Source organism: Pseudomonas sp. NY15354 (assembly GCF_048068075.1).
Taxonomy (GTDB): Bacteria; Pseudomonadota; Gammaproteobacteria; order Pseudomonadales; family Pseudomonadaceae; genus Aquipseudomonas; species Aquipseudomonas guariconensis_C.
Map to the genome: position 1 here is coordinate 1 of NZ_JBLUPV010000056.1, position 10,776 is coordinate 10,776.

Below are 10,776 nucleotides of genomic sequence, written 5' to 3' on the forward strand. Positions count from 1 at the left end.
GGATTAACAATCGGATCAAGGTCATCAAACGGATGGCTTACGGCTACCGGGACAGCGAATTCTTCTTCATGAAGATCAAGAATGACTTTCCCGGCAATCCGTGAAGAACCTAAAAAAAACCCGCCGAAGCGGGTTTTTTCTACAGCGTGTCACATTCAGGCCAGCTCAGCGAAGCACTCTTCGATGATTGCCAGGCCTTTGTCCAGCAGCGCGTCTTCAGCGGTCAGCGGAACCAGGATACGCAGGACGTTGCCGTAGGTGCCGCAGGACAGCAGGATCAGGCCCTTGTCACGCGCCTTGGCCACAACCTGGGCGACGGCGGCAGCGTTCGGGGTGTGGGTGCCTTTTTCGAAGACTTCCACAGCGATCATGGAGCCCAGGCCACGCACGTCACCGATGATCGGGTGCTTTTCCTGGATCTTGCGCAGGCCAGCGGTCAGACGCTCGCCGACAGCCTTGCTGCGGTCCAGCAGTTTCTCTTCCTCGAACACCTGGATGACGGCCAGGGCCGCGGCGCAGGCGATCGGGGAACCGGCGTAGGTACCGCCCAGGCCACCTGGGGCGATGGCGTCCATGTACTCGGCCTTGCCGCACACACCGGCCAGTGGGAAGCCGCCAGCGATGGACTTGGCGAAGGTGGTCAGGTCAGGCGCGACGCCCATCTGCTCCATGGCGAAGAAGGTACCGGTACGGCCAGCGCCGGTCTGTACTTCGTCGGCGATCAGCAGGATGCCGTGCTGGTCGCACAGGGCGCGCAGACGCTTCATCAGCTCTTTCGGCGCTGGCAGGAAGCCGCCTTCGCCTTGTACCGGCTCGAGGATGATGGCAGCGATGTCGCGTGGCTCGGCGTCGTTCTTGAAGATGCGCTCGACCGAAGCGATGGCGTCGTCAACGCTGATACCGTGCAGTTCGCTCGGGAACAGGGCGCGGAAGATGCCGCCTGGCATCAGGCCCATGCCTGCGGAGTAAGGTACGACTTTACCGGTCAGACCCAGGGTCATCATGGTGCGGCCGTGGTAACCGCCGGTGAAGGCGATCACGCCAGCACGGCCGGTGGCGGCACGGGCGATCTTGACGGCGTTCTCGACGGCTTCGGAACCGGTGGAGACCAGCAGGGTCTTCTTGGCGAAGTCGCCTGGGACCATGGCGTTGATCTTTTCGCACAGCTCTACGTAGGGCTCGTACGCCAGAACCTGGAAGCAGGTGTGGCTGACTTTGGTCAGCTGCTCTTGAACGGCGGCAACCACTTTCGGGTGCAGGTGGCCGGTGTTCAGTACTGCGATGCCGCCGGCGAAGTCGATCAGTTCGCGGCCTTCAACGTCGATCACGGTCGAGTTCTTCGCGGTGTCGACGAAGATCGGGTGGATCTGGCCAACGCCACGTGGGACAGCGTTGACACGGCGTTGCATCAAGGATTCGTTGGTCTTGCTCATAATGCCCTCATTCGCGCCGACGAAATGGCGCTGTTATTCGGGGGTGGCTGGGGTCGTTCACGATCAGCATGCGTTGATCGACTGTCGCGAACACCCTGGTCACCAGGTACTACGGTGTCAAAAAGGCCAGCGAGACGTCGCTCTCGCGCCCCGCTGGCAGAGGGAAATTCAGTACGTGATCAGATGCTGATGCACAGGTACTTGATCTCGAGGTAGTCCTCGATGCCGTACTTGGAACCTTCGCGGCCCAGGCCCGAGGCCTTGATGCCACCGAACGGTGCCACTTCGTTGGAGATCAGGCCGGTGTTGATACCCACCATGCCGTATTCCAGGGCCTCGGCGACACGGAACACACGGCTCATGTCACGGGCATAGAAGTACGAAGCCAGGCCGAACTCGGTGTCGTTGGACATGGCGATGACTTCGGCTTCGTCTTTGAAGCGGAACAGCGGAGCCAGCGGGCCGAAGGTTTCTTCCTTGGCCACCGCAGCGCTCTTCGGTACGTCGACCAGAATGGTCGGCTCGAAGAAGTTGCCTTCGATCAGCTTGCCGCCGGACAGCACCTTGGCGCCCTTGGAGACTGCGTCTTCGATGTGCTCCTGGACCTTGGCGACAGCTTTGCCGTCGATCAGCGGGCCAGTGGTGGTGCCTTCTTCCAGGCCGTTACCGATCTTGAGCTTGGCGACCGCGGCCTTGAGCTTCTCGGCGAACGCGTCGTAGACGCCGTCCTGAACGTAGATACGGTTGGCGCAGACGCAGGTCTGGCCGTTGTTGCGGTACTTGGAGATGATCGCGCCCTCGACCGCCTTGTCCAGGTCGGCGTCGTCGAACACGATGAACGGCGCGTTGCCGCCCAGCTCCAGGGAAACCTTCTTGATGTCCTTGGCGCATTCTTCCATCAGCTGGCGACCGATTTCGGTCGAGCCAGTGAAGGACAGCTTGCGAACCAGGGAGTTGCCAGTCAGCTCGCCGCCGACTTCGCCAGCGCTGCCGGTGACCACGCTCAGCACGCCAGCCGGGATGCCGGCACGGTTGGCCAGTTCGATCAGGGCCAGGGCGGAGTATGGGGTCTGGGAAGCAGGCTTGAGGACCATGGTGCAGCCAGCGGCCAGGGCCGGGCCGGCTTTACGGGTGATCATCGCGGCCGGGAAGTTCCACGGGGTGATGGCGGCGGTGACACCGATCGGCTGCTTGATGACGATCAGGCGCTTGTCCGGCTGGTGACCAGGAATCACGTCACCGTAGACGCGCTTGCCTTCTTCGGCGAACCACTCGATGAACGAGGCGGCGTAGGCAATCTCGCCCTTGGCTTCGGCCAGCGGCTTGCCCTGCTCGGTGGTCATCAGGCGGGCCAGGTCGTCCTGGTTCTCGATCATCAGTTCGAACCAGCGACGCAGCTTGCCAGCACGCTCTTTGGCGGTCAGTGCGCGCCAGGCCGGCAGGGCCTTGTCGGCGGCTTCGATGGCGCGGCGGGTTTCGGCGGCGCCCATCTTCGGCACGGTACCGATGACTTCACCGGTAGCCGGGTTGGTCACCTTGATGGTCTGACCGTTGTCCGCGTCCAGCCACTCACCGTTGATGAAGGCTTGCTGGCGGAACAACTGAGCGTCTTTGAGCTGCATGTCGGATTCCCTTGAGAGCACCGTGCACGGACGGGGCGAATTATTGATTGTTGAACGGCGCCTGAGGGGCGCCATCAGGAATTCTTGCACCAGGGGTGTTCAACGCCTGGGCATCGAGCGTTTGAAATCTCAAACGGAATGCTAAGCGGCTGCTGGGGTGTTGGACAATAGGCTGTTCGAAAAAAAGAACGAATGGTTGAACACCGAGCCGGATTTCCGGATCGGTGGTGGGCTCTGCAGCCCTTCGCGGGTGGCCTATCGCAGGCTTCGCCAGCTCCCAGAGGCTCGTTCAGGTTAGCCCATAGGTCCGCTGGCGAACGGATGGGAGGACCGACGGCCCTTCCCGGCAGGGGTCACAGCACGTTCGGAAGAACCATCAGCGAACGCCAACGCTGCCCGGCTGGCGGCTTTCTCCCTTGAAGATGAAAGGGCTCGATCATCCCAATGCGCGCAAATAGGCCCACGGGTAGATGCCCCGCTCATGCCCATCGCTGAACACCAACTGCACCCCATAGCCCTGCACCTCGATTCGCTCCACCCGCACATCCTCGAGCACCACGGCGATGCCACCGCGCAGCTGCGCCGCGCGGCATTGCGAGCAGGGGCAGGCGCCGCGCAGGCGGGCATGGCTGATGGCCTGCAATCCATCGGGCCACTGCACTGCCAGTTCACCTTGCCCACGCAGGTTGCGCAGTGCCTGGGGCGCGCTCATCACGCCGCCCCCTGCAGTTGTGCCAGGGCAATGCGCACGGCCTTGCGTACCTCAGGGTCGCCATCGGCCTCGGCGGCCCGTAGCGCTGGCAACGCCCGGGCCTGACCCAGCTCACCCAGGGCCAGCGCCGCCTCCTTGCGCAGGTTGGCGATGGCATGGCCGAGCAAGCGGGCCAGAGCCTCCAACGCCTCGCCATGGCGCAGGCGACCCAACGCCCGCGCCGCACGCAAGCGCACCTGCCAGTAGCGGTCATCCAGGGCGGCAATCAATGCAGGCCCGGCATCGTCCAGCCCTACCTTGCCCAACGTGGTGGCGGCCTCCTCCCGTACTTGCCAGGCCTCGTCAGCCAGGGCGGCGACCAATGCGGGCAGCACACTGGCATCGCGGGCTAGACCTAGGGCACCGATGGCGGCTCGGCGAACCTCGGTGTCCGTTTCCTCCCCAGCCAAGCGCGCCAGGGCCGCCAAGGCAGGGGCATGCTTGAGCCAGCCCAGAATGCCCACAGCCTCCCGGCGTACCGAGGCGTCGCGGTCATCGAGGGCCAGCAGTGCAGGCCCGGCGGCTTCATCCAGACGCAGTTCACGCAATGCCCGCAATGCACTGGCGCGAACGAACGCGTCGGCATGGCTGACCCACGGCAGGATCAGCGCGCCCGCCTCAAGGGACTTGAGCTCGCTCAGGCTCTGAGCCGCCGCCACGCGCACCGGCTCGGCCGCATCGGCCAGAGCCGCACACAATGCCTGTACTACTTCAGGCTCTTCCCAGGCCTCCAAGAGCCGCGCGGCTTCGGCACGGACGTCAGCATGGGGGTCGACCAACACGGCATCGGTCAGCCAGGGCAGGCCGTCCGGATCTTCCAGGTCGGCCAGCTCGATCAGAGCGATGCGCCGCACGCCAGCATCGGCGTCAGAAAGGCGTGGCAGCAATGGAAGGATGTCGGGGTTATCGGTGATTCGTTCGTTCATAGGGCAATCCGCAGCGGTGGATGATCGGAGCCAGGCTGGCCCCGCGGGGTCAGCGCAGCAGATAGGGGATGTCCACCTTCACCGCGCCGGTCGGGCAGTCTTTCTCGCACGGCATGCAGTACCAGCATTCGTCGAAGGCCATGTAGGCCTTCTGGGTGGCCGGATTGATAGCCAGCAAGTCCATGGGGCAGACCTCGACGCAGACGGTGCAGCCTTTCTCGGCGATGCATTTGTCTTCATCGATGGTGACCGGGGCGTTGCTGCGAAAGAAGATCTCTTGAGGTTGATAGGCCATTTCACGGCGTCCTTGGGGTTCGTTGAGCCTCTGCACGGTCCTGCGGGAGCAACTGTCTTGCTCGGCGGTGCCTTTTTCGCGGGAAAACCCGCTCCCGCGAACACCGCGGACCAGGTGGGAACGGGTTCGGCGGTGTCTAGGCAGCCTCGGCTTTCACCCGCAGCCGGTCATAGGCGGTCTGCTCCTGGGCATCCAAGGCAATCAGGTAGGGCTCGATCGGTTTCTTGAAGCTGGTCATCTCGCCGTCCTCACCTTTCTTCAGGTGGCAATGACAGAACCACTCGCCATCGTTGCGCTCAGGGAAGTCCACCCGATGGTGATACAGCCCCCAACGGCTCTCCTCGCGGAACAGCGACGCCCGCGCGGCCATCTCGGCGCAGTCACGGATCACGCTCACTTCCATGGCGCGCATCAGTTCATGCGGGTTGCTGGCTTTCATCTGCGCCAGGTCACGCTCGATTTCGGCAAAGCGCGTCAGGCCGATCTCCATCTTCTTGGTCACCTTCGGCGGCTGCAGGTAGTCGTTGACCATGCGCCGCAGCTTGTACTCGACCTGGGCCGGTGGCAGACCGTGCTCCCGTTGCAGCGGCGCGAACACCCGCTCGCGCTCGCGCTCGACCTGGACCAGGTCCACCTCGGCGAAGGGGCGCCCCACCACATAGCGGGCAGCGTTGACCCCGGCGAACCAGCCATAGGTGAAGGCGCCGAGCATGTAGTTGTGCGGCACCGCGGCCATGTCACCGGCGGCATACAGGCCGCGCACGCTGGTCTCGGCCTTCTCGTTGACCCACACACCGGAGGCCGAATGCCCGGAGCAGAAGCCGATCTCGGAGATGTGCATCTCGACCATGTGCTGGCGGTAGTCGGTGCCGCGATTAGTGTGGAATTGCCCACGGCTGGGGCGCTCGTTGCTGTGCAGGATCTCTTCGATGTTCTGGATGGTTTCCTCGGCCAGGTGATCGAGCTTTAGGAACACCGGGCCGTTGCCGCCTTCGAGTTCCTGGTGGAACTCCCACATCATTTGCCCGCTCCAGTAGTCGCACTCGATGAAGCGCTCGCCCTTGCTGTTGGCGGTGTAGCCGCCCAGAGGGCCGGTGACGTAGGCGCAGGCCGGGCCGTTGTAATCCTTGATCAGCGGGTTGATCTGGAAGCACTCCAGATTCGCCAGCTCCGCCCCGGCGTGGTAGGCCATGGCGTAGCCATCGCCGGCATTGGTCGGGTTTTCGTAAGTGCCCATCAGGTAGCCCGACGAAGGCAGACCGAGCCGCCCGGCTGCACCACAGGCAAGGATCACCGCCTTGGCGCGGATCACCTGGAACTCTCCGCTGCGGCAATCGAAGCCCATGACCCCGGCAGCGGCACCTTCGCCATCGAGCAGCACGCGGGTGCAGACCATGCGATTGGTGATCTCGACCCGCGCGCGTTTGAGCTGGCGGTAGAGCACCTTCTTGATGTCGTGGCCCTCGGGCATGGGCAACACGTAGGCGCCCATGTGATGGACCTTCTTCACCGCGTAGTCGCCGGTCTCGTCCTTCTCGAACTTCACGCCCCAGCGGTCCAGCTGCTCGAGGGTCTCGAAGCTGTGGGTGGCGTAGGCATACACCGCGGCCTGGTTGACGATACCGTCGTTGGCGACGGTGATTTCCTTGGTGTACTGCTCCGGCGTGGCGTGGCCTGGAATGATCGCGTTGTTCAAGCCGTCCATGCCCATGCTGATGGCACCGCTGCGCTTGACGTTGGCTTTATCCAACAGCAGCACGCGCAAGGACTTGTCCTGCTCCTTGGCCTTGATCGCGGCCATGGGCCCTGCGGTGCCGCCGCCGATGACGATGATGTCGTAGTCGCGGGTCTCGATGCTCATGCCTTGGCTCCCTTCTGGCGGTCGATACGCAGGCGGTACTGGAAGGCATCGCCACGGTAGTAGAGGTGTTCGAAGTCCAGCGGCGTGCCGTCAGCGGCGTGGGTCAGACGTTCGATGCGCATGATCGGCGAGCCCTCCTCCACCTCCAGCGCCTGGGTCAGGTCGGCATCGGCCAGCACCGCGTCGATGGCCAGGTCCGCGTGCCCCAGCGCGATGCCACAGTCGTTCTCCAGCAGCAGGAAGATGTCGCGGGTGACCAGGTCGGCCTTCTCGAGCTTTTCGCCAATGGCCTTGGGTAGCCAGGTGAGCTCCAGCGACACCGGCTCCCGGTTGATCAACCGCACCCGGCGGATCTCGGTGACCAGGCTGCCCTCCTCCACCTGCAGACGCTCGGCCACCAGCGCACTGGCCGGCACATGACGGAAGCTACGCAGGCGGTTGAGCACCTCGTAGCCCATCTGGCTCATGGATTCGCCCAGGCCTTGCAGGGTGGTGACGTTCTGGAACGCCTTGGGCTTGGCGACGAAGGTGCCCTTGCCGTGGATCTTGAAGATCAGCCCTTCTTTCTGCAGGTCGCCCAGGGCCTGTCGCACGGTGATGCGGCTGACATCGAAGGCCTTGCCCAGCTCGGCTTCGGAGGGCATGCGGCTATGGGGCGGATAGGTACCATCGAGGATGCGCTCGCGCAGCAGCTCCTTGAGCTGGCTGTACAGCGGCACCGGGGACAGGGGGAGCAGTTCGGCCATGATTCTCTTCACTCTGACGTGACTTGTTATAACAAGTTGTGACCAGAGAATAGCGCATAAGCGCCACATGACAAATATCGATATCGAATATGGATATTTCGCCGCCCAGCGACTGGGCTTGTGGCAAAAACGGCTACAGATCAAGGCGATGGACGTCACCCTGCGAGATGGGTATCATGCGCCCCGTTGCACTCGTAGCTCAGCTGGATAGAGTACTGCCCTCCGAAGGCAGGGGTCGTGGGTTCGAATCCCGCCGAGTGCGCCATGAATTCCGCCACTTCCGTGGTTGCACGCTGAAAGCAGGCCAGGGCCGTGACAGCAGCGTGACAGCAAAAAGCCCCGACATTGCGGGGCTTTTTTGTGTCTGACGCGCCAGATTCAGCGCCGTTTGAAAACCTGACGCATCAGGGGTGTCCTCAAATCTGAGGGAACCCCTCCTTTAATAACCGGCTCACAGCTTGCCCGTCTTGCACATCAGTTCGATTCGCCGGCGGCGAGCATCTGGCAGCACGGCGGTGATTTCGTACACTTTCGCCCCTTCACGTATGCGCCAGTTCGACGCCAGGTCGTCGCGGTACCGGATGCGGATACGGAACACCGTCTGCGACTGGGGCGCCTGGGCGGCCATAAACTCACTGCCTTTGATGCTTTCTATATCGGCCCACTCCCGACTCACTGGCTCCCAAGTGCGAATGAACCCACCGTATTGGTCGCGCGCGTCCAGAGGGCGTTCAATCGTCACCGGGTAACGCAGCTTGCCAGCCAACATCACAGCACCGCCATAGAGCGATACGGCGCCAGCAGCATGGAATAGGCTGTGCCCTCGGTCAGTGTGCGATCGCCCTGGCGTTCGCGGTGCTCGTACAGGTCGCCCACCAACAGCAGTACGGCGGCCTTGATCGGGGCGGGCATCGGATCGGGTAAACCGTCTCCCAGGAAGTTGCTGACGTGGGTTTCGGCGGCAGCGATCAGGCCAAGGATGTGGCCGTCTTCCTCGTCGTGATCGACGCGCATGTGCAGCTTGGCTTCTTCAAGGGTCACGGTGGTCATACGAAAAATACCTCGGTATCAAGATCAGCGGGAGCTTCGGCCACCTGGGCGGCGCCGAATGCCATAGCCAGCGCCTGCAGGCCGTCGATGCGGCCGGTGCGGCGGCTCTTGTCCAGCTTGCGGTTGCCGCTGGGGTCTTTCACCGCTACGGCGTTGGCAGCGCACAGGGTCAGTACGGGGTGGCCACCGTGGGCGACACGTCCATTCAGCAGTTCAGCTTCCAGGGCGTCGAGGGCTGGCGCCATATCGCGGAAACCTTGGCCGTGAGGCACCAACGGCAGCTCCAGGCCCAGGCGTTCCAGCTCCTTCTTGAGCACGTCGATGCGCCAGCGGTCATAGGCGATCGCCGCCACCTCGCAGTCGCTCAGTATCTCGGCCATGTCCAATGCCACCGCTTCCAGGTCAACCGTGGCGCCTGGAGTGGTGCGTATGTACCCCTGGCGCACCCACATGTCATACGGGGCGCGGTCCTTCTGCGCTCGGTCGAGCACTCCCTGTTCGGGCGTCCAGAAGTACGGGCGGACCTGCCACACGCCATCCACCTTGCCGATCAGCACCAGCGCCGTCAGGTCGGTTCGTGCCGACAGATCGAGGCCCGCATAGACCAGGCCCTCGAACGGGTCAGGTGAGGTGTCACAGGCCATCCACACGTCAGGGCTGATGAATGGGCTGTCGAGGCTCACGCGCTGGTTGAGCAGCAGGTTGCGGGCGGTGTTGCTCATGCTCGGCATGCGCTCGGCTTGCTGCATCTGCTCCCGCAGGTCTGTCTCCGACCGGAAGATGCCCAAGGCCGGGTTGGCCGCTCGCCAGCCGTCTTCATCCATCAGGTCGCAGCCCGCTGGCGCCGCGTACAGGCGGCACACGATCTTGGGGTCATTGCTGCGCAGGGCGTCGTCAATCCATTGGCTCAGTAGGTCGGCGTCGTTGGCTGCCTGGGTACTGATAGCGATCAGCAGCGGTGCCGAGTGGGCGCCCTGGCTGGTGGTGATGGCGTCCACGAAGTCGGATTGCGGGCCGCGAATCTGGCCGATTTCGTCCAGGATGGCGAGCACCGGGGAGAGGCCGTGCGCGGTCTTGCCATCGGCAGCCAGGGCGCGAAACTCGGTGTTCAGGTTCAGCCCCAGCAGGCGCTTGCCGCTGGGCACGATGCGGACGATCTTCGACAGGGCGGGCGATAGCTGCACCATCTTGGCGGCCAGGTTGAACACCAGGGCGGCTTGGTCGCGGCTCATGGCCCCCGACACAAGCTGGCTGTTTTGCTTCGCCTCGGGGCCGACCAGGTGCGCCAGCAGCAGGCCCGCGATCAGGCCCGACTTGCCGTTCTTCCTGGCCACACTGAGGATGGCCCGGCGAGTGCCTATTGGGTTGTCGTACACGTCGCGGATGAACTGGCGTTGGAACTCGGCCAGGCACAGCGGCTTGCCCACGTCCGCGCCCTCTGGCGTCACGCAGTAGCGCTCAATGAACGCGATGATCTTTTCGGCGCGGGTCATTGCAGTGTCCCTAGGGTCGGGATCAGATCGTCATCCTCTTGCTGGCGTGCCCCTCGCTCCAGGGCAGCGCCCTTGTGAATGTCCTGGGCCTTCCCCACGGTGGCAATGGTGGCGACCATCAGTTGGCGGCCAGTCGCCAGGGCGCGGCGGGTCATCTTGTCCAGCAGGTCGCACGCGGGATTGATCTTACCTTCTACCAACATGCCATCGCGGTCGATGCTGTCCTGCAGCGCCTCGATGTCGGCATAGGCACGCGACAAGTTCGCCGCCAGCACCAGGTCGGCGTCGGTCCAGGTGTCCCGCGGGCGAGCGGTCACGATGGCATCCCAGAACGGCCTGTCGGCATCGCGCACACGGATATGCGGCGGCGGCTGGATTGGACCGATAGCGACGGCCTGGCTCGCGGCTACGGCGGCCTTGGCGCTGTCGGATCGGGGGCGGCGGGGCGTGGTCTTCATTTTTTTTGGGCAGTTAGCAATTACAGAGCAGGGGGCGAGCGGTCTAGCTCCGCTCGGTTCGTCGTGATCTTTCGATGTTCCAGTGGTGGTTGGGGTCGAGCGGGATGCCGTTCACGTCGCAGCCCCGCGTGGTGCGCTTGC

The 10,776-nt window shown here is 63.7% G+C and carries 12 protein-coding genes and 1 tRNA gene; 2 read left to right on the forward strand and 11 right to left on the reverse strand.

The window, feature by feature from the left end:
- Positions 1-104: transposase (locus ACNFCH_RS25620; RefSeq protein WP_416742387.1), on the forward strand; the 104-nt coding region annotated here is incomplete at its 5' end.
- Between the two features lie 51 nt (positions 105-155).
- Here the strand turns inward: ACNFCH_RS25620 and gabT are convergent.
- The 7 genes from gabT to ACNFCH_RS25655 all read right to left on the reverse strand — a co-directional run bounded on the left by gabT (position 156) and on the right by ACNFCH_RS25655 (position 7,634).
- Positions 156-1,433: a 4-aminobutyrate--2-oxoglutarate transaminase gene (gene gabT, locus ACNFCH_RS25625; RefSeq protein ID WP_070090833.1), complete on the reverse strand. Its 1,278-nt coding sequence runs from the start codon at positions 1,431-1,433 to the stop codon at positions 156-158.
- 179 nt (positions 1,434-1,612) lie between these two features.
- Positions 1,613-3,055 (reverse strand): NADP-dependent succinate-semialdehyde dehydrogenase, encoded by a 1,443-nt coding sequence (gene gabD / locus ACNFCH_RS25630; protein ID WP_070090834.1) that lies wholly within the window; start codon positions 3,053-3,055, stop codon positions 1,613-1,615.
- Positions 3,056-3,491: 436 nt separating this feature from the next.
- Positions 3,492-3,767: a DUF971 domain-containing protein gene (locus ACNFCH_RS25635; protein WP_337159379.1), complete on the reverse strand. Its 276-nt coding sequence runs from the start codon at positions 3,765-3,767 to the stop codon at positions 3,492-3,494.
- On the reverse strand, positions 3,767-4,732 hold the full coding sequence (locus ACNFCH_RS25640; RefSeq protein ID WP_337159378.1) for a HEAT repeat domain-containing protein: 966 nt from the start codon (positions 4,730-4,732) through the stop codon (positions 3,767-3,769). The genes ACNFCH_RS25635 and ACNFCH_RS25640 overlap by 1 nt, the downstream gene beginning before the upstream one ends.
- A gap of 49 nt (positions 4,733-4,781) precedes the next feature.
- Complete coding sequence (locus ACNFCH_RS25645) at positions 4,782-5,027, reverse strand: 4Fe-4S dicluster domain-containing protein (RefSeq protein WP_043208219.1); 246 nt, start codon at positions 5,025-5,027, stop codon at positions 4,782-4,784.
- 136 nt (positions 5,028-5,163) lie between these two features.
- On the reverse strand, positions 5,164-6,888 hold the full coding sequence (locus ACNFCH_RS25650) for a fumarate reductase/succinate dehydrogenase flavoprotein subunit (RefSeq protein ID WP_416744468.1): 1,725 nt from the start codon (positions 6,886-6,888) through the stop codon (positions 5,164-5,166).
- Entirely contained in the window at positions 6,885-7,634 is a 750-nt protein-coding gene (locus ACNFCH_RS25655) for a GntR family transcriptional regulator (RefSeq protein WP_323113509.1), read from the reverse strand. The genes ACNFCH_RS25650 and ACNFCH_RS25655 overlap by 4 nt, the downstream gene beginning before the upstream one ends.
- Positions 7,635-7,822: 188 nt before the next feature.
- On the opposite strand from ACNFCH_RS25655, the gene ACNFCH_RS25660 reads away from it, so the two are divergent.
- Positions 7,823-7,899, forward strand: a tRNA-Arg gene (locus ACNFCH_RS25660).
- A gap of 186 nt (positions 7,900-8,085) precedes the next feature.
- Here the strand turns inward: ACNFCH_RS25660 and ACNFCH_RS25665 are convergent.
- From ACNFCH_RS25665 to ACNFCH_RS25680, 4 genes are read right to left on the reverse strand one after another with little or no spacing between them, the layout of a single operon-like run.
- Positions 8,086-8,403 carry a phage head closure protein gene (locus tag ACNFCH_RS25665; protein ID WP_416744470.1) on the reverse strand — a complete coding sequence of 106 codons (318 nt, stop codon included), beginning with the start codon at positions 8,401-8,403 and terminating at the stop codon, positions 8,086-8,088.
- Positions 8,403-8,684 (reverse strand): head-tail connector protein, encoded by a 282-nt coding sequence (locus ACNFCH_RS25670; RefSeq protein ID WP_416744472.1) that lies wholly within the window; start codon positions 8,682-8,684, stop codon positions 8,403-8,405. Before ACNFCH_RS25670 ends, ACNFCH_RS25665 begins: the two co-directional genes overlap by 1 nt.
- Positions 8,681-10,177, reverse strand: coding sequence for a terminase large subunit (locus ACNFCH_RS25675; RefSeq protein WP_416744474.1), 1,497 nt, complete (start codon positions 10,175-10,177; stop codon positions 8,681-8,683). Before ACNFCH_RS25675 ends, ACNFCH_RS25670 begins: the two co-directional genes overlap by 4 nt.
- Positions 10,174-10,635 carry a TerS protein gene (locus tag ACNFCH_RS25680; RefSeq protein WP_416744476.1) on the reverse strand — a complete coding sequence of 154 codons (462 nt, stop codon included), beginning with the start codon at positions 10,633-10,635 and terminating at the stop codon, positions 10,174-10,176. Before ACNFCH_RS25680 ends, ACNFCH_RS25675 begins: the two co-directional genes overlap by 4 nt.
- Positions 10,636-10,776 lie beyond the last annotated feature (141 nt).

Excerpts from the sequence above, each read along its gene's own strand:
- ACNFCH_RS25680 (WP_416744476.1), bottom strand. The coding sequence starts at position 10,635 with ATGAAGACCACGCCCCGCCGCCCCCGATCCGACAGCGCCAAGGCCGCC.
- ACNFCH_RS25635 (WP_337159379.1), bottom strand. The coding sequence starts at position 3,767 with ATGAGCGCGCCCCAGGCACTGCGCAACCTGCGTGGGCAAGGTGAACTG.
- ACNFCH_RS25665 (WP_416744470.1), bottom strand. The coding sequence starts at position 8,403 with ATGTTGGCTGGCAAGCTGCGTTACCCGGTGACGATTGAACGCCCTCTG.
- gabT (WP_070090833.1), bottom strand. The coding sequence starts at position 1,433 with ATGAGCAAGACCAACGAATCCTTGATGCAACGCCGTGTCAACGCTGTC.
- ACNFCH_RS25650 (WP_416744468.1), bottom strand. The coding sequence starts at position 6,888 with ATGAGCATCGAGACCCGCGACTACGACATCATCGTCATCGGCGGCGGC.
- ACNFCH_RS25655 (WP_323113509.1), bottom strand. The coding sequence starts at position 7,634 with ATGGCCGAACTGCTCCCCCTGTCCCCGGTGCCGCTGTACAGCCAGCTC.
- ACNFCH_RS25640 (WP_337159378.1), bottom strand. The coding sequence starts at position 4,732 with ATGAACGAACGAATCACCGATAACCCCGACATCCTTCCATTGCTGCCA.
- ACNFCH_RS25675 (WP_416744474.1), bottom strand. The coding sequence starts at position 10,177 with ATGACCCGCGCCGAAAAGATCATCGCGTTCATTGAGCGCTACTGCGTG.
- ACNFCH_RS25645 (WP_043208219.1), bottom strand. The coding sequence starts at position 5,027 with ATGGCCTATCAACCTCAAGAGATCTTCTTTCGCAGCAACGCCCCGGTC.
- gabD (WP_070090834.1), bottom strand. The coding sequence starts at position 3,055 with ATGCAGCTCAAAGACGCTCAGTTGTTCCGCCAGCAAGCCTTCATCAAC.
- ACNFCH_RS25670 (WP_416744472.1), bottom strand. The coding sequence starts at position 8,684 with ATGACCACCGTGACCCTTGAAGAAGCCAAGCTGCACATGCGCGTCGAT.